The 16,684-nt window shown below is 70.0% G+C and carries 13 protein-coding genes; 5 read left to right on the top strand and 8 right to left on the bottom strand.

All coding sequences use genetic code 11. The features are described from left to right. Positions 1 to 34: 34 nt before the first annotated feature. A complete protein-coding gene (locus tag ABD335_RS29845) occupies positions 35 to 2,446 on the bottom strand; it encodes a DUF6049 family protein (RefSeq protein ID WP_344329124.1) in 2,412 nt (803 codons plus the stop codon). 183 nt (positions 2,447 to 2,629) lie between these two features. On the opposite strand from ABD335_RS29845, the gene ABD335_RS29840 reads away from it, so the two are divergent. Continuing rightward, positions 2,630 to 4,114, top strand: coding sequence for a CCA tRNA nucleotidyltransferase (locus tag ABD335_RS29840; RefSeq protein ID WP_425583785.1), 1,485 nt, complete (start codon positions 2,630 to 2,632; stop codon positions 4,112 to 4,114). On the opposite strand, the gene ABD335_RS29835 is transcribed toward ABD335_RS29840, so the two are convergent. The 4 genes from ABD335_RS29835 to ABD335_RS29820 form a co-directional block, all read right to left on the bottom strand. Next, positions 4,086 to 5,408 carry an MFS transporter gene (locus ABD335_RS29835; RefSeq protein WP_344329122.1) on the bottom strand — a complete coding sequence of 441 codons (1,323 nt, stop codon included), beginning with the start codon at positions 5,406 to 5,408 and terminating at the stop codon, positions 4,086 to 4,088. The two genes, ABD335_RS29840 and ABD335_RS29835, sit on opposite strands and share 29 nt — an antisense overlap. Before the next feature lie 108 nt (positions 5,409 to 5,516). After that, complete coding sequence (locus ABD335_RS29830) at positions 5,517 to 7,019, bottom strand: glycosyltransferase family 87 protein (protein WP_344329120.1); 1,503 nt, start codon at positions 7,017 to 7,019, stop codon at positions 5,517 to 5,519. Between the two features lie 182 nt (positions 7,020 to 7,201). Further along, on the bottom strand, positions 7,202 to 7,558 hold the full coding sequence (locus ABD335_RS29825) for an SH3 domain-containing protein (RefSeq protein WP_344329118.1): 357 nt from the start codon (positions 7,556 to 7,558) through the stop codon (positions 7,202 to 7,204). 129 nt (positions 7,559 to 7,687) lie between these two features. Then, positions 7,688 to 10,321, bottom strand: a complete 2,634-nt coding sequence (locus ABD335_RS29820; RefSeq protein WP_344329116.1) for a transglycosylase domain-containing protein — start codon at positions 10,319 to 10,321, stop codon at positions 7,688 to 7,690. A gap of 444 nt (positions 10,322 to 10,765) precedes the next feature. On the opposite strand from ABD335_RS29820, the gene ABD335_RS29815 reads away from it, so the two are divergent. Further along, entirely contained in the window at positions 10,766 to 11,383 is a 618-nt protein-coding gene (locus ABD335_RS29815) for a PadR family transcriptional regulator (protein ID WP_344329114.1), read from the top strand. A gap of 59 nt (positions 11,384 to 11,442) precedes the next feature. Beyond that, positions 11,443 to 12,525 (top strand): inositol-3-phosphate synthase, encoded by a 1,083-nt coding sequence (locus ABD335_RS29810; protein ID WP_344329113.1) that lies wholly within the window; start codon positions 11,443 to 11,445, stop codon positions 12,523 to 12,525. Between the two features lie 198 nt (positions 12,526 to 12,723). Here the strand turns inward: ABD335_RS29810 and ABD335_RS29805 are convergent, their stop codons facing one another. The 3 genes from ABD335_RS29805 to ABD335_RS29795 form a co-directional block, all read right to left on the bottom strand. Continuing rightward, positions 12,724 to 13,755 (bottom strand): alanine racemase, encoded by a 1,032-nt coding sequence (locus ABD335_RS29805; RefSeq protein ID WP_344329112.1) that lies wholly within the window; start codon positions 13,753 to 13,755, stop codon positions 12,724 to 12,726. A 71-nt stretch (positions 13,756 to 13,826) separates the two neighbouring features. Further along, positions 13,827 to 14,945 carry a lipid II:glycine glycyltransferase FemX gene (locus ABD335_RS29800; RefSeq protein WP_344329110.1) on the bottom strand — a complete coding sequence of 373 codons (1,119 nt, stop codon included), beginning with the start codon at positions 14,943 to 14,945 and terminating at the stop codon, positions 13,827 to 13,829. 163 nt (positions 14,946 to 15,108) lie between these two features. Beyond that, positions 15,109 to 15,414: a hypothetical protein gene (locus tag ABD335_RS29795; RefSeq protein WP_344329108.1), complete on the bottom strand. Its 306-nt coding sequence runs from the start codon at positions 15,412 to 15,414 to the stop codon at positions 15,109 to 15,111. A 310-nt stretch (positions 15,415 to 15,724) separates the two neighbouring features. On the opposite strand from ABD335_RS29795, the gene rpsF reads away from it, so the two are divergent. Both rpsF and ABD335_RS29785 read left to right on the top strand, forming a co-directional pair. Next, positions 15,725 to 16,015 carry a 30S ribosomal protein S6 gene (gene rpsF, locus ABD335_RS29790; protein WP_344329106.1) on the top strand — a complete coding sequence of 97 codons (291 nt, stop codon included), beginning with the start codon at positions 15,725 to 15,727 and terminating at the stop codon, positions 16,013 to 16,015. Positions 16,016 to 16,114: 99 nt separating this feature from the next. After that, positions 16,115 to 16,654, top strand: a complete 540-nt coding sequence (locus tag ABD335_RS29785; RefSeq protein WP_344329105.1) for a single-stranded DNA-binding protein — start codon at positions 16,115 to 16,117, stop codon at positions 16,652 to 16,654. The last annotated feature ends 30 nt before the right edge of the window (positions 16,655 to 16,684 follow it).

The following is a 16,684-nucleotide window of genomic DNA, read 5'->3' as shown; positions in this document are numbered from 1 at the left end:
TCCGCGGCCGCTCTCGCCGGCCCCGACAGCTCGCTCAACGGTCCACCTTCTCACCCATGCCGGAGGAGCCGTGACGCTCGGACTCGGTGTCCCCGGTCCGGTCACTCTCCTGCTCGTTCCCGGCATCCTCTCCGGTGCCGCCCCGAGGGGCGTCCCCGGCCCCCTCGTCGTCCTCGTCGTCCTCCTCGACGGAGGGCTCCGGCGCCGCCGGGGCGTCCGGATCGGGGCGGGCTCCGGCGCGCTTGCGCTGGGTGTACATCCGCACACCGGCCAGGACCACCAGCAGGACACCGCCGGAGATCACCAGCATCACCGCGGAGGTGATCTCGGTGACCTCCACGTGGAAGGTCATGGGCTCGCCCCAGGGCTCGCCGTCCTCGGTGTAGAGCTGGGCCTCCACCCAGGTGCGGCCGTTGGCCTTGGCGGTGGTGGGCACCTTCACGGACTGGCTGTGCCCGCCCTTCACCGTCACCGGCTGCGGCCCGCCGACGTCCAGGCCGAGCCGACGCCCCGACGTCAGCCGCAACTCCAGCCCCTCCACGCTCTGGAAGAGGTTGTTCTGCACGGTGACGGGGATGGTGGCGCTGCGGCCGGACAGCTTCATGTCCGACTTCTCGATCAGCCGGACTCCCCCCGTCAGCTCCTCCAGGTAGGCGTGGGTCGCCTCCCGGTACTCCGCCGCGGACTCGCGGTCACCGCGCCAGGAGGTGGAGATCGAGCGGCGGATGGCGTTGTTGAAGGGCGTCCTCACCCGGTCGGGCTGGGAGAGGATCTCCTCGAAGTCCTCCAGCGTGTTCTGGGTGGCGCGGATCTCCTCGAACGCCTCGGTGCGCAGCTCCTGCTTGCGCAGGGCGGACGGGTAGGCGCTCTGGCTCGGCACCTTCCGGTTGGCCCGCGGGTCCGGCTCGGCCTCCGCGGCCTCGGAGAGGGGCACGAACTCCATCCAGCGGCCGTCGAGCTCCAGCGACCGGAGCGCGGCGGCCATCGTCTGGGCCTGGCTGGCGGTGGGCCTGCGCTGCGGCGCCACGACGATGCTGCGCGTGCCCGGCCGCTGGGCGGTGATCAGCTGGGTGTGCGCCAGGAACCGCTGCACGGACCGCGTCGAGTTCCGCGCCCGCGTCATGTCTCCCTGGAACAGCTGGGAGAGCTTGGCGTCCGCCACGATGGCCGTGGTGCCGCCGCCGATCGGCCGGGCGGCGGTGGGGGTGTGGTTCAGTCCGCCGGTCTCGCGCAGGCTGTCGCTGCGGGTGATGACGTTGTGAGCGCCGGCCGAGGTGGCCACGGAGACGATCGAGGGGTCGATGGCGCCCTCCACCGGCCAGGCGAAGTCGGTGCTGGGTTCGACGTGCAGCTCGGTCTCCACCGTCTTCCTGCCCAGTTCGGTGGCCGGGCCCAAGTGGCCGAGCGTGCCGGGGACGTTCTTGCCGCGGTGGGCGAGGGAGGCCAGGTCGGGGTCGCCGAAGGGGAGGGCGACGACCTCCTCGTCCTCCACCGCCTGCTGGAGCTCGAAGAGCCACTGCCGCGCGTGCTCCTGCCCCCGGCCCGGAACGGTGGTGTCGTCGTCGATCCGTACCTCGTACCTCTCGGTCATCGCCGCGACCGAGGCCAGCAGGTCCGGATCGATCACCCAGGTGACCGGGAGGTCCTTGCCGAGGGCGACCAGCTGCTGGAGCCGTCCGCCGGGGGCGATCTCCTCGGCGAGGTCGTCGTTGTCGAAGACCGGCGTCTGGTCCTCGTCGTCGGCCTCGGTGTGGGCGCCGAGGTGCGCGGTGGAGATCAACGGCCACAGGAAGGTGATCCGCGTCTCCGCCTCGGGCGAGGACGACTGCCAGGGCAGGAAGGTCCGGTCGACGCCCAGCACGTGCTCGTACGGCTGCTCGCGCGTCCGCCCCGACAGCGACACGCCGATCGGGTACACGCCGGCCTCGTCCAACGGCAGCTTCCCGACGGGCACGGTCAGGGTGAAGGAGCGGCTGGAACCGGCCGGCATGTCGCCCAGTTCCACGGTGCCCTTGCCGTCGATCTCCGCCCCGTCGATCCCGGGGGACACCCCCGGACGCGAGGAGACCTCCTCGACCGAGCTGCGCGAGGTCAGCCGGGAGCCGACGCGCAGTGCCACCCGGGCGTCGGTGACGGTGGCGCCGGTCGTGTTGCCGACCTGCCCGGAGATGGTGACCGTGTCCCCCTTCCCGGGCGCCGAGGGCGTCAGCCGGTTGATGGAGACCGTGGAGGTGCTCGACGCGTCGGCTGAGGCGGCCGAGGGCGTCGCCGGGGAGGCGGTGGTGCGGGGAGCGGCGTGGGAGGCGGTCTCCGGAAGGCCGAGGAACGTCCCGGTCAGCAACGGCAGGGCGGCCAGGACGGACCCACAGCGCCGCAACCGGCGGCGCCGGGCAGGAGCGGTGAGGGTCGCTGGGGTCTGTGCCGCCTCGGCCACGTGCTCGTCCATCCTGTCCGCCGGTCGCCCGGTACCGCCCTGTTGCTGGTCTGACGCACCCAGATGCTGCCCCCAGATGCTAACGACCTCCGACGGCCGTGAGTGCCGCGGAGCCGCCCGTGGCCGGGTACGGACCGCGAGCCGATCGGTGATCGAAGAGGATCGGGCGGGGAGGGCAACGTACCCTGTTCTGCTGTGCCGAACGCCAACACTGACAGCCACCCTCAGCAGCCGGCTCACGAGCCCACCCGAGGGGCCCCTCCAGCGGCGCTGGGGGAGGCTCAGCGCAGAGCCGTGAGCGAACTGCTGCGGGTCTCCCCTGTCGCCGACGACCTGGCCCGCCGCTTCAAGGATGCCGGATTCGAGCTGGCCCTGGTCGGCGGTTCCGTACGCGACGCGCTGCTGGGCAGGCTCGGCAACGACCTGGACTTCACCACCGACGCCCGCCCGCAGGACATCCTGACCCTGGTGCGGCCGTGGGCGGACGCGGTGTGGGAGGTGGGCATCGCCTTCGGCACGGTGGGCTGCCGCAAGGAGAACTACCAGATCGAGGTGACGACGTACCGCTCGGAGGCCTACGACCGCACCTCGCGCAAGCCCGAGGTCTCCTACGGCGACTCCATCGAGGAGGACCTCGTACGCCGTGACTTCACCGTCAACGCCATGGCGGTCGCGCTGCCCGAGAAGACCTTCGTCGACCCGCACGACGGCCTGGGGGACCTGGCGCGCCGGGTGCTGCGCACCCCCGGCACCCCCGAGGAGTCCTTCTCGGACGACCCGCTGCGGATGATGCGCGCCGCCCGGTTCGTCTCCCAGCTCGGCTTCGATCCCGCGGACGACGTGGTCGCCGCGATGAGGGCGATGGCCGACCGGATCGAGATCGTCTCGGCGGAGCGGGTGCGCGACGAGCTGAACAAGCTGCTCCTCGGCGACCACCCGCGCAAGGGGCTGGAGCTCCTGGTGGAGACCGGCCTGGCCGAGCGGGTGCTGCCCGAGCTGCCCGCGCTGCGGCTGGAGCGTGACGAGCACCACCGGCACAAGGACGTCTACGAGCACACCCTGACCGTGCTGGAGCAGGCCATCGACCTGGAGGACGACGGCCCGGACCTCACCCTGCGGCTGGCCGCCCTGCTGCACGACATCGGCAAGCCCAGGACCCGCCGGTTCGAGAAGGACGGACGCGTCTCCTTCCACCACCACGAGGTGGTGGGCGCGAAGATGACCAAGGCGCGGATGACCAAGCTCAAGTACCCGAGCGAGATGATCAAGGACGTCTCCCGTCTGGTCGAACTCCACCTGCGCTTCCACGGCTACGGCACCGGAGAGTGGACCGACTCGGCGGTGCGGCGCTACGTCCGTGACGCCGGCCCCCTGCTGGAGCGGCTGCACAAGCTGACGCGTTCGGACTGCACCACGCGCAACAAGCGCAAGGCCAACGCCCTGGCGCGCGCGTACGACAGCCTGGAGGCGCGCATCGAGCGGCTGAAGGAGCAGGAGGAGCTGGACGCCATCCGCCCGGACCTCAACGGCAACGAGATCATGGAGGTCCTGGGGCTCCGCCCCGGCCCCGAGGTGGGCGAGGCGTACCGGTACCTGCTGGAGCTGCGGCTGGAGCACGGTCCGATGGGACGCGAGGCCGCGGCCGAGGCCCTCAGGAAGTGGTGGGCCGAGCGGGCGTGACCGCGTCCCCCCGTCCGTCGCGGTGGCCGTCGCCGTGTTTCACGTGAAACACGGCGACGGCCACCGTCGCGTACAGCGCCGTCACCGTCAGCACCAGGGCCGCCGAGCGGCCGTCGGGAGGGAGCATCAGGGCGGCCACGCCCGCGGCGCCGACGAAGGCGACGTTGAAGAGCATGTCGTAGAGGGAGAAGACCCGCCCCCGGTACTCGTCGTCCACCGACGACTGCACGACCGTGTCCGTGGCGATCTTGGCGCCCTGGGTGGCCAGGCCGACGACGAAGGCGGCGCCCAGGATCGGCAGGGGTGCGAAGGACAGGGCGAGTGAGGGCACCAGCACGGCCGCGCCGGCCGCGCACACCGCGATCCAGCCGAACCGTCCGGCGCGCTGCGCGGCCCAGGGGGTGAGGACGGCGGCCGCGAAGAAGCCCAGGCCCGAGACGGCCACCGCCACACCGAGCAGCGCCATACCGCCGACCGCACCGCCGTTCCAGGCGTACCGGCACAGCATCAGCACCATCACCGTCAGCGCGCCGTAGCAGAACCGCAGCAGCGCCATCGAGGCGAGCGACTGCGCGGCCCTGCGCCGCCGGGCCAGGTGCCGCAGCCCGGCGACCAGGCCGCGCGCGGTGTCGACGACGGCCGTGGCCAGATGCGGCCGGGACACGGACGGGTCGGGGCCGAGCAGTTCCCGGTCCATCCGGAGCGAGGCCAACGCGCCCAGCAGGTAGAGCACGGCTCCCACGACCACCACCGTCGCGTCCGAGGCGGCACCCTCCGGGGCGGGAATCCGTACGAGGAAGGCGAGCCCGCCCCCCGCGGTGGCGGCCAGGGTGCCCGCCGTGGGGGACAGGGAGTTCGCCATCACCAGTCGCTCGCCGTCCACCACGCGTGGCAGCGAGGCAGAGAGCCCGGCGAGGACGAAGCGGTTGACGGCGGTGACCGACAGCGCGGCGAGGTAGAACAGCCACAGCGGAACCGAGGCCAACACCAGGGCCGCCGTCCCCAGGGCGAGCACGACGCGCAGCAGGTTCCCGTACAGCAGCACCTGGCGTCGCTGCCAACGGTCGAGGAGCACCCCGGCGAAGGGGCCGAGCAGCGAGTAGGGCAGCAACAGAACCGCCATCGCGGAGGCGATGGCGGCGGGGGAGGTCTCCTGCTCGGGGGAGAAGACCACATAGGCGGCGAGCGCGACCTGGAAGACGCCGTCCGCCGACTGGGACAGCAGCCGTACGGTCAGCAGCCGACGGAAGCCGGGGAAGCGCAGGAGCACGCGCAGGTCACGCACAACAGCCATGCGCTCAGCCTCACACACCCGCCGGAACGGCACACACCGCTCCCCGAGCGTGCCCGTGTTTCACGTGAAACGACGCCTTTTCCCCATCCGCCCACGGCCCTCGGAGGATCACCCCGCGTGAGAGTGCGGCCGGGAGGACGGACCCCACCCCGTGATCGGTTCCCGGTCTCCCTCGGGAGCCTCGTACCCGTACCCGTGGTCACGGCGCCGACCGAGGACGAAGACGTCGGGCGAGCCGTCCAGCACGCCGCCCGAGGGGTCGTCGGAACCGTCGCGACGGACCACGTCGCGCTCCGGGACCAGGATGTCCCGCAGCACCACCGCGCACAGGTACAGCGTGCCCAGCAGGTGGACCGCGACGGCGATCTGGTAGCCCTCGGTGGGCAGCCCGTGGTGATCGTCGCCGCTGCCCGTGTAGGCGAGGTAGAACCAGATGCCGAGGTAGTACGCCACCTCGCACGCCTGCCAGATCAGGAAGTCGCGCCAGCGCGGCCGGGCCAGGGCGGCCAGCGGGATGAGCCACAGCACGTACTGCGGCGAGTAGACCTTGTTGGTCAGGATGAACAGGGCGACGACGAGGAAGGCGAGCTGGGCGAAGCGCGGACGCCGAGGCGCGTACAGGGTGAGCGCGGCGATCCCGGCGCACCCCAGGGCCATCAGCACCATGGCGTAGGTGTTGGCGTGCTCCAGCGGATCGCCGGTGCGCTGCGAGACGACCAGCCAGATCGAGCCGAAGTCGATGCCCCGCTCCTCGCTGAACGTGTAGAACTTCGACCAGCCGTCCCGCGCCAACACCAGGACGGGCAGGTTCACCGCCAGCCACGAGAGCACGGTCCCGCCCAGCGCCGACCCGAACTCCCTCCAGCGCCCCGCGCGCCAGCAGAGCACCAGCAGCGGTCCCAGCAGCAGGAACGGGTAGAACTTGGCGGCGGTCGCGAGGCCGAGCAGCACCCCGAAGGCGAACGGACGGCTCCGCGACCACATCAGCATCGCCGCGGCGGTCAGGGAGACGGCGAGCAGGTCCCAGTTGATGGTGGCGGTCAGGGCCAGGGCCGGCGCGAGCGCGACCAGCAGGGCGTCCCAGGGACGGCGCCGGTGGACGCGGGCCACGCACACCACCAGGACGGCGGCGCAGACCATCAGCATCCCGGCGTTGACCATCCAGTAGATCTGCTGCCGGTGCATCATCTCGCCGCCGTGCGGGGTGAGCCAGGAGGCGACCTCCATGAAAACCCCGGTCAGCACCGGGTACTCCAGGTACTCCATCCCGCCGGAGACGGTCTGCGGGATGCGGTCGAAGTACGGCGTGAGGTCGTCGGCGAAGCCGCGTCCGGTGTAGAGGTGCGGGATGTCGGAGTAGCAGGCGTGCACGTACTGGGCGGTCCGGTCGTGGAACCAGCCGCTCTCGTAGCAGGGCAGCTTCTGCACCATGCCGAGCGCGAACATCCCCATCGCCACCAGCAGCACGACCCGCACGGGCGACCACCAGTGCCGCCCGGTCAGCGCGCGCCTGCCGATCGGCCCACCGATCAGCTCGCTGCCACTGGCCGCGATCTCGTCCTGGTCGGTGGGCCGTACCGGTGCCTGTGGGTCCTGGCGCGCGAACGTCATGGGCCCATCCTGCCGTATGGCCTGTTCGCGCCACCCAAGGAACCGGCACATGTCGGGACCGCAGAGGCCCCTTCCTTCGCTCGGCAGGTGGTCATCCGCTACCGGCCAGGGAACCCGGTCTGCCCGCCACTCCGGGCGGGCAGACCGTCCACTCGGTCATGGCGTTCGGTTCCCCACGGCCGTTAGCACAGGCTGTAGGAGACTGTGTTCAGATTCCCATCCCAGACCCAGCCGGTCACGCCTGTGGTGACGTCGCGGACATAGGTCCAGTTACGCCCGTTGTAGTACACGTTGGTGTAGCAGTGGATATCGACCGTGTGGCTCGTGTAGCCGACCCCTCTCACAGCGCAACTCGTGTACGGACCGCTGCGGATGTTCACAGAAGTCGCGAAGTACTTCCCGTAGGCCTGACTGTCCTTGTCCGGAGCTGTGCTGCCGCAGCCGTAGGCGGCCATGGCCGAGGAGGGGGTTAACAGAACTATGGAGGCGGCAGCGGAGGCAAGCGCCATCACGACGGAGAGTTTCTTCCTGATACGCATTCCGTGATCGTAATTTCGGGCAGCATGGCATGCAACCTTCAAACGAGTCTGGCCGCTTCGATGGCCATGCACTCCGGCCCCCGCGCGAGAGCACGGGGGCCGGAGAAGGTCCAGCGTCGGGCGTGAGGATCAGTCGTTGCTGCCGCCTTGGCCCCAGAGCGAGGAGCCACTGTCGCCGCCCGGGCGACCGTTGGTGTTGCCCTGGTCGGTACCGCCGTCGGAGCCCGTGGTGGTGCCCTCGTCGGTACCGCCGTCGGAGCCGTTGGTGTTGCCCTGGTCGGTGCCGCCGGTGTTCCCCTCCGTCTGGCCCTCGGTGTCCTCACAGAACCATTCACCGGGCCGGCAGGTGTTCGACGGCTGGGTCGACGGCGACGGCGCGGACGACGAGGGCTCCGTGGAGGGCTCCGTCTCCTCGCTCTCGGACGGGCTCGGGTCGGGCGACTCGGACGCGGACGGCGTCGGGGACGGGGTGCTGATCTGGTCGGCCCTCTCGCCCACGGGGAGTGCCTTGGGGAAGTTCTCCACCGGCTCGCCCGCCAGGGCGTCCTTCATGTAGTTCACCCACACCTGGGTGGGCAGCTCACCACCGTGGATGGACGGGAAGCCACCCGTGCCGTTCATCGACAGCAGCGTTCCCTCTTCCGGGTCGCTGCGGAACATCGTGACCGCGGTGGACAACTGCGGGGTGTAGCCGACCCACCAGGCGGACTTGTTCTGGTCGGTGGTACCGGTCTTGCCCGCGGCGGGGCGGCCCAGCTGCCGGGCCCGGTAACCGGTGCCGTCCGGGCCGTTGACGACGTTCTTGTGCAGGATGTCGGTGATGTTGTTGGCGATGTTGGCGTCGAGCGCCGTCTCCTTCCGCGGCCTCTCGAAGCCCGGCCTCTCCTCGCCGTTCTTCATGACCTTGGTCACCGCGTACGGCTCGACGTGGGTGCCGGACTTCGCGAACGTCGCGTACGCCTCGGCCATCTCGATGGCGCCCGGGGTGGAGGTGCCCAGCGCGAAGGAGGGGTTGAGGTTGGGGTCGAAGCTGTTCTCGTCGATGCCGACCTTCTCGGCCACGGTCTTCACCTTGTCCATGCCCACGTCCATGCCGAGCTGGACGAAGGGGGTGTTGGCGGACACCTCCATGGCCTTGCGCAGGGTGATGGGCCCGTGGTCCTCGTCGCCGTTGTTCACCTGGTAGAAGGGGTTGCCTTCCTTGTCCAGGTAGTCGGTGCCGTCCTGCTGCTTGATCTTGAGCTTGTTGTCGCCGTTGTACACGCTCTCCGGCGAGATGCCCTCGCCTCCGCTCCGGTACGTGCCGTACTCCATGGCGGCGGAGAGCACGAACGGCTTCCAGACCGAACCGACCGGGACGCCCTGGGTGTCCGCGTTGTTGGTGAAGTGGCCCTTGTCGAAGCCCGGACCGCCGTAGATCGCGACGATCTCGCCCGTGCCCGGCTCCACCGAGGCGGCGCCGAACTGGACGTACTTGTCCTTGCCGCCGGGGCGCTCGTCCGGCTTGAGGTACTGATCGCGGACCTCGTCGACCGCCTTCGTCAGCGCGGTGACCTTCTTCCTGTCGAAGGTCGTGTGGATCTGGTAGCCGCCCTGGTCGAACTGCTCCTTGGTGAGATCGAGCTTCCTCATCACCTCGGCCTCGGCGACGGACACCAGGTAACCGACCTGACCGCTCATGTCGGTCGGCGCCTCGCGGCGGGCGATCTCGGGGAACTCGCACTCGTCCCGCTCGCTCTGGCTGATCATCTTCAGCTCGACCATCCGGTCCAGGACCCAGCTCCAGCGCTTCTTGGCGCGCTGGGTGTTCTCCTGGGCGGAGCTGTTCACCCCGCCGGCCGGGTCGTACAGGTCGGGACCCTTGAGCACCGTGGTGAGCAGGGCGCTCTCGGAGAGCGTGAGGTCCTCGGCGTTCTTCTTGAAGTACGCCTGGGACGCGGCCTGGATGCCGTACGCGTTCCGCCCGTAGTAGCTGGTGTTGAGGTAGCCCTGCAGGATTTCGTCCTTCTCCATGTCGGTGTTGACCTTGATGGAGATGAACAGCTCCTTCACCTTGCGGGTGATGGTCTGGTCCTGGGTCAGGTAGGTGTTCTTGACGTACTGCTGGGTGATGGTCGAACCACCCTGGGTGTCACCGCCGGTGGCCATCTTGACGAACGCGCGGGCGATGCCCACCGGGTCGACGCCGCTGTCCTCCCAGAAGGTGGCGTTCTCGGCGGCGACGACCGCCTGCTGCATCGACTTCGGGATGTCCTCTATTTTGACGTTCTGCCGGTTCTGCTCACCGACCCGGGCCATCACCGTCTTGCCGTCGTTCCAGTAGTAGACGTTGTTCTGCCGGACCGCCGCGGCGTTCGCCTCGGTCGGGATCTCGACCATGGCCAGTGCCAGACCCGCGAGGCCGACGAGGGCGCCCAGGAACGCCAGACACAGACCGGTGACCAGCTTCCACGACGGCGTCCAGCGCCGCCAGCCGTCCCTGTCGGACCGCGGGTAGTCGATGAACCGCTTCTTCTCCGGCTCGTAGCGCGCTCGGCGTCCTCCGACGGCGGTGGCGCCGCTCGCGGCACGGCGTCTGCCGCCCGCGGCGCGCTGCGCCGCGCGACGGGCCTCGGCCCGGCCGCCGTAAGGGCGGTCAGAGGGCATGCCGTGGGAGCTGGGGGTGGCGTCGTGCGGTGACTGCGCGGCACGCCGGCCACCGGACGGCGGCTGGGCGGCGCGCCGGCCACGCGACTGCGGTGGCTTGCGACGGTGCTCGCTCATGTGGAACAGCTACTCCTCGGGCAGGCGCTCGCGCCTGAAGGCGGCAGTGTACTTCCGGTCCCCCGACGTGCGGCCCGGCCGGACTCCCCGAACTGGCCGCACTGCACCCGGGACGAGGACGCGTCGAACGTCTCGTTGGTTCCCGGTCACCTTCTGCACAGCGGACAGACTACGCAGCTCCAAAACCTGCCAATGTCGGCTTTCCGCGCAAAAGGGTCGAGTGACCTGTGACGAATCGGCGGTGTGAGCCCCCTCACCCCCTCTTCTTGTCCCGTCCGGGTCGGCGTTCTATCGTCTGAGCTATCGCTACGATGTATCGAGTCGATACATCGATGCGAGGTATCGACAGAGCGGAACAGGGAACACCGCGAGTCGAGAGACGCGGGGGAGGACACCGCGGCCGGCACACGGCCGCGGCACCGACGGACGGAGGGAGTGACGGCGATGGGCAGGCGCTCGGGAATCCTGGAGTTCGCCGTTCTGGGGCTGCTCCGCGAGTCGCCGATGCACGGCTACGAACTGCGCAAGCGGCTCAACACCTCGCTGGGCGTCTTCCGCGCCTTCAGCTACGGCTCCCTCTACCCCTGCCTCAAGACGCTGGTGCAGCGGGGGTGGTTGACGGAGGAGCCCGGCACCCCGCCCGAGGACTCCCCCTCGGCGCCGCTCGCCGGGCGCCGGGCCAGGATCGTCTACCGGCTGACGGCCGAGGGCAAGGAGCACTTCGAGGAGCTCCTGTCCCAGACCGGTCCGGACACCTGGGAGGACGAGCACTTCGGCGTCCGCTTCGCCTTCTTCGGCCAGACCTCGCGCGACGTGCGGATGCGGGTGCTGGAAGGCCGCCGCAGCCGGCTGGAGGAGCGCCTCGCCAGGATGCGCGCCTCCCTGGCCCGCACGCGCGAGCGCCTGGACGACTACACCCTCGAACTCCAGCGACACGGAATGGAGTCCGTGGAGCGCGAGGTCCGCTGGCTCAACGAACTCATCGAGAGCGAGCGGGCGGGGCGCGACCGGCGCCGCGGGGAGACCCCGTCCGATCCGTCTGGTGAGGACACCGCCAAGTGAGGGTCCGCGCCGTGCGGGTCCTCTTCGGGAACGACTGAGAACACAGGGAGCAACCGCCAATGGGTTCGGTTCGCGTAGCCATCGTCGGCGTGGGCAACTGCGCCGCGTCGCTGGTGCAGGGCGTCGAGTACTACAAGGACGCCGACCCGAAGAGCCGCGTGCCGGGTCTGATGCACGTGCAGTTCGGTGACTACCACATCTCGGACATCGAGTTCGTGGCCGCGTTCGACGTGGACGCCAAGAAGGTCGGCCTGGACCTGGCCGACGCCATCGGCGCCGGCGAGAACAACACCATCAAGATCTGCGACGTGCCCACGACCGGTGTCACCGTCCAGCGCGGTCACACCCTGGACGGCCTGGGCAAGTACTACCGCGAGACCATCGAGGAGTCGGCCGAGGAGCCGGTCGACGTCGTCCAGGTCCTCAAGGACCGCCGGGTCGACGTCCTGGTCTGCTACCTGCCGGTGGGCTCGGAGGAGGCCGCCAAGTTCTACGCGCAGTGCGCCATCGACGCCAAGGTGGCCTTCGTCAACGCCCTCCCGGTCTTCATCGCCGGCACCAAGGAGTGGGCGGACAAGTTCACCGAGGCCGGTGTTCCGATCGTCGGCGACGACATCAAGTCCCAGGTGGGCGCCACCATCACCCACCGGGTGCTGGCCAAGCTGTTCGAGGACCGCGGGGTGATCCTGGACCGCACGATGCAGCTGAACGTCGGCGGCAACATGGACTTCAAGAACATGCTGGAGCGCGACCGGCTGGAGTCCAAGAAGATCTCCAAGACCCAGGCCGTCACCTCCCAGATCCCCGACCGGGACCTGGGCGAGAAGAACGTCCACATCGGCCCGTCCGACTACGTGGCCTGGCTGGACGACCGCAAGTGGGCGTACGTGCGGCTGGAGGGACGCGCCTTCGGCGACGTTCCGCTGAGCCTGGAGTACAAGCTGGAGGTGTGGGACTCGCCGAACTCCGCGGGTGTGATCATCGACGCGCTGCGCGCCGCGAAGATCGCCAAGGACCGGGGAGTGGGCGGTCCGGTGCTGTCGGCGTCCTCGTACTTCATGAAGTCCCCGCCGGTGCAGTACTTCGACGACCAGGCCCGGGAGAACGTGGAGAAGTTCATCCGCGGCGAGGTCGAGCGCTGAGCGTCGGCCTTCGCGTGTCGACCGCTTGAGCCGTCGGGCACCGACGGAACGCGGGTGACGCACTGAGCGCCGGCGGAACAGGGGCGCCGGCGAACAGGCCGCCCATGCGACGGCGAGGGCCCCCGGACGCGATGTCCGGGGGCCCTCGCCGTTTCCGCACCCGACCGCGCGCCCGCCGCCGCGGGCGGCCCGCGGCGGTCAGTGCTCGACCAGCCGGTCGTACTGCGTCGTGGTGTGCCGCAGGATCGCCGTCAGCTCGTCGCCGACCTTCGGCTCCGCCGCGTCCTCCGGGACGAACAGGATCGACACCTGCATGTGCGGCGGCTCGGCGAACCAGCGCTGCTTCCCGTCCCACACGAACGGGGAGAGGTTGCGGTTGACCGTCGCGAGCCCGGCCCGCGCCACGCCCTTGGCCCGCGGCGTCACACCGCTCATCGTCTTCGGGGCCTCCAGGCCCACCCCGTGCGAGGTGCCGCCCGCCACCACCACCAGCCACCCGTCGCCCGGGGCCTTCTGCTGGCGGTAACCGAAGCGGTCCCCCTTGGCCACCCGCGTCACGTCCAGCACCGAACCCCGGTACTGCGTCGCCTTGTGGTCGCCCAGCCACAGCCGCGTCCCGATCCGCGCCCGGAACCGGGTCTGGGGGAACTGCTGCCTCAGCCGCGCGAACTCCTCCGGCTTCAGATGGCTGACGAACATCGTCTCCAGCGGAAGACGGGCCGCCCGCAGCCGGTCCATCCAGCCGATGACCTCCTCCACCGCGTCCGTGCCGTCGGTGCGGTCCAGCGGCAGGTGGATCGCGAAGCCCTCCAGCCGCACGTCGTCGATCGCGGCGTGGAGCTTGCCGAGGTCCTCCTCCAGCACCCCGTGCCGCTTCATCGAGCTCATCACCTCGATGACGACGCGCGCGCCCACCAGCGCGTTCACCCCGTCCACCGAGGAGACCGTACGGATCGCCCGGTCCGGCAGCGGGACCGGCTCCTCACCGCGGCGGAACGGCGTGAGCACCAGCAGGTCCCCGCTGAACCAGTCCTTCATGCGAGCGGCCTCGTACGTCGTGCCCACGGCGATGACGTCCGAACCGAAGCGGGTCACCTCCTCGGCCAGCCGCTCGTGGCCGAAGCCGTAGCCGTTTCCCTTGCAGACGGGGACCAGGCCCGGGTACTGCCGGAGCACCGTCTGCTGGTGCGCCCGCCAGCGTTCGGTGTCGACGTAGAGGGTGAGCGCCATGGCCGTACGGAACCTTTCTCATCGGTCCGGTCGGGTCCTCCGGAACCGCCGGACGTGCGTGGAGACGGGCTTCAGCGGCGCGACATGTAGATGTCGAGCGCCTTGTGGAGCAGCTTATTGAGCGGAAAGTCCCACTCGCCGAGATACTCCACCGCCTGGCCGCCCGTGCCCACCTTGAACTGGATCAGGCCGAAGAGGTGGTCGCTGTCGTCCAGGGAGTCGCTGATGCCGCGCAGGTCGTACACGCTGGCCCCCAGGGCGTAGGCGTCCTGGAGCATCCGCCACTGCATGGCGTTCGACGGACGGACCTCCCGCTTGTGGTTCGCCGACGCGCCGTAGGAGTACCACACGTGCCCGCCCACGATGAGCATCGTGGCCGCGGCCACCGCCTCGCCCTCGTGCTTGGCGAGGTACAGCCGCATCCGGTTGGGGTCCTCGGCGTTCAGGGCCTTCCACATCCGCTGGAAGTACACCAGCGGACGCGGCCGGAACCGGTCGCGCTCGGCCGTGACCTCGTACAGCTCCTGCCAGGTGGGCAGGTCGTCGTAGCCGCCCTGCACGACCTCGACACCGGCCTTCTCGGCCTTCTTGATGTTCCGCCGCCACAGCTGGTTGAAGCCCTTGTGCACCTCGTCCAGCGTCCGGCCCTCCAGCGGCACCTGGAAGACGTAGCGGGGCTGTACGTCGCCGAAGCCGGCGCCGCCGTCCTCGCCCTGCTGCCAGCCCATCCGCCGCAGCCGGTCGGCCACCTCGAAGGCGCGCGGCTCGATGTGCGTGGCCTCCACGTCCCGCAGCCGCTTCACGTCCGGGTTCTGGATGCCCGCCTTGATCGCGGGGGCGTCCCAGCGCCGGATCACCACGGGCGGCCCCATCTTCACCGAGAAGGCGCCCTTGGCCTTCAGGTGCGCCAGCATCGGGCGCAGCCACTCCTCCAGGTTCGGGGCGTACCAGTTGATCACCGGCCCTTCGGGCAGGTACGCGAGATAGCGTTTGACCTTCGGCAGCTGCCGGTACAGCACCAGACCGACCCCGACCAGTTCGCCGTTCCCGTCGAACCAGCCCAGGTTCTCCGAGCCCCACTCGGTCTTCACGTCGGCCCACGCCGGGACCTGCATGTGGCTGGCCGATGGGAGGCTGCGGATATACGCCAGGTGCTGCTCGCGACTGATCGTCCTCAGGGTCAGGCTCATACGGGGCGCTCCTCCGGCGTACTTCGCAGGGTCTGGCCGGAAGCCTACTGCGGGCCGAACGGCGCCGATCGTGCCCCGGCGGGGCAACGCCGGGGACGGAGCCCGAAGGGAGCCTGAAGCGGGGGGTGCGGGGCGGCGGGGGAGGCGGCCGCCGGGCCGGGTCTCAGAACAGGCCGCCGTTCCACATGCCCAGGAAGAAGCCGACGGCCGCCGCCCCCGTGCCGATGACCAGCACGAACCGCTCCTCCGTGGTCGCGGAGATCATCTGGCCCCACAGGCCGGTGACGATGCCCACCAGGCCCGCCCAGGAGCTGAGCAGGTGCAGGCCGGAGAAGAAACATGTGACGAACGCGATCAGACCGAGAACCGCCGTCACCGCGACGAGGCGGTTCTCGACCGGATGCGCCTGGTGGTCGCTGTTCAGGATGGAGGCGATCCCGCCGCCCCTCTTCCGTACCGCCTGCGCCATGGGGCACCTCCCAGCGGAGAGTCCGGGATGTCCGGACTGCCGGAAGTGGCGCCAGGTGACGCCACTCACATCCGTTGTGTCCAGATTGCGGCGAGCGGGCACCGGATTTCAACCGGAGTCTCGGTGCGGGTACTCTGTACCGTCTGCACGGTGTCTGCCCAGGTCACGATCTTCCCGGGAACGGATTCCCGGGCGGTTCCGGGAAAGCCCCCGGGACTGTCGGTGCCGGCCGATACCGTTGTTCGCAACGCATAGACCCTCCTGCCACGGAACGACCGTGGCCGTTGAGTCCAGAGGAGGTGGGTTCCACATGCGTCACTACGAGGTGATGGTCATCCTCGACCCCGATCTCGAGGAGCGCGCTGTCTCCCCGCTGATCGAGAACTTCCTTTCCGTGGTCCGCGAGGGCAACGGCAAGGTGGAGAAGGTCGACACCTGGGGCCGCCGTCGTCTCGCCTACGAGATCAAGAAGAAGCCCGAGGGCATCTACTCGGTCATCGACCTGCGGGCCGAGCCCGCGGTCGTCAAGGAGCTCGACCGTCAGATGAACCTGAACGAGTCGGTTCTGCGGACCAAGGTCCTCCGCCCCGACGTCCACTGAGCGTCCCGCCCAGCGGATCGAGGGCCGGGTAGCACCCCGACCCCCCGAGCACCACAGCATCACCAGCAGCCAGCAGCACCCCCGCCGAGAGGTTCACCCATGGCAGGCGAGACCGTCATCACGGTCGTCGGCAATCTCGTCGACGACCCCGAGCTGCGCTTCACCCCCTCCGGTGCGGCGGTCGCGAAGTTCCGTGTCGCGTCCACTCCCCGCACCTTCGACCGCCAGACCAACGAGTGGAAGGACGGCGAGAGCCTCTTCCTGACCTGCTCGGTGTGGCGGCAGGCGGCGGAGAACGTCGCCGAGTCCCTCACCAGGGGCACCCGCGTCATCGTGCAGGGCCGCCTCAAGCAGCGGTCGTACGAGGACCGCGAGGGTGTCAAGCGCACGGTCTACGAGCTGGACGTCGACGAGGTCGGCGCCAGCCTGCGCAACGCCACGGCCAAGATCACCAAGACCACCGGTCGCGGTGGTCAGGGTGGCGGCGGCTGGGGCGGCGGCCCCGGCGGCCAGCAGGGCGGCGGCGCCCCCGCGGGAGACCCGTGGGCCACGGGCGCTCCGGCCGGCGGCCAGCAGGGCGGCGGCGGTGGCTGGGGCGGCGGCTCCGGCGGTGGCTACTCGGACGAGCCCCCCTTCTGACAGACCCCCACGGGCCGGGAAGGGCTGCGC

Origin of the sequence: Streptomyces macrosporus (assembly GCF_039533145.1) — a bacterium.
In the GTDB taxonomy this organism is placed as follows: domain Bacteria; phylum Actinomycetota; class Actinomycetes; order Streptomycetales; family Streptomycetaceae; genus Streptomyces; species Streptomyces macrosporus.
The sequence above is the reverse complement of the archived record's forward strand: the minus strand, read 5'-3'. Positions and strand labels throughout refer to the sequence as shown.

What these genes read in the sequence shown, in the direction of transcription:
- ABD335_RS29845 (WP_344329124.1), bottom strand. Translation starts at nt 2,446, where the DNA reads ATGGACGAGCACGTGGCCGAGGCGGCACAGACCCCAGCGACCCTCACC.
- ABD335_RS29835 (WP_344329122.1), bottom strand. Translation starts at nt 5,408, where the DNA reads ATGGCTGTTGTGCGTGACCTGCGCGTGCTCCTGCGCTTCCCCGGCTTC.
- ABD335_RS29830 (WP_344329120.1), bottom strand. Translation starts at nt 7,019, where the DNA reads ATGACGTTCGCGCGCCAGGACCCACAGGCACCGGTACGGCCCACCGAC.
- ABD335_RS29825 (WP_344329118.1), bottom strand. Translation starts at nt 7,558, where the DNA reads ATGCGTATCAGGAAGAAACTCTCCGTCGTGATGGCGCTTGCCTCCGCT.
- ABD335_RS29820 (WP_344329116.1), bottom strand. Translation starts at nt 10,321, where the DNA reads ATGAGCGAGCACCGTCGCAAGCCACCGCAGTCGCGTGGCCGGCGCGCC.
- ABD335_RS29815 (WP_344329114.1), top strand. Translation starts at nt 10,766, where the DNA reads ATGGGCAGGCGCTCGGGAATCCTGGAGTTCGCCGTTCTGGGGCTGCTC.
- ABD335_RS29810 (WP_344329113.1), top strand. Translation starts at nt 11,443, where the DNA reads ATGGGTTCGGTTCGCGTAGCCATCGTCGGCGTGGGCAACTGCGCCGCG.
- ABD335_RS29805 (WP_344329112.1), bottom strand. Translation starts at nt 13,755, where the DNA reads ATGGCGCTCACCCTCTACGTCGACACCGAACGCTGGCGGGCGCACCAG.
- ABD335_RS29800 (WP_344329110.1), bottom strand. Translation starts at nt 14,945, where the DNA reads ATGAGCCTGACCCTGAGGACGATCAGTCGCGAGCAGCACCTGGCGTAT.
- ABD335_RS29795 (WP_344329108.1), bottom strand. Translation starts at nt 15,414, where the DNA reads ATGGCGCAGGCGGTACGGAAGAGGGGCGGCGGGATCGCCTCCATCCTG.
- rpsF (WP_344329106.1), top strand. Translation starts at nt 15,725, where the DNA reads ATGCGTCACTACGAGGTGATGGTCATCCTCGACCCCGATCTCGAGGAG.
- ABD335_RS29785 (WP_344329105.1), top strand. Translation starts at nt 16,115, where the DNA reads ATGGCAGGCGAGACCGTCATCACGGTCGTCGGCAATCTCGTCGACGAC.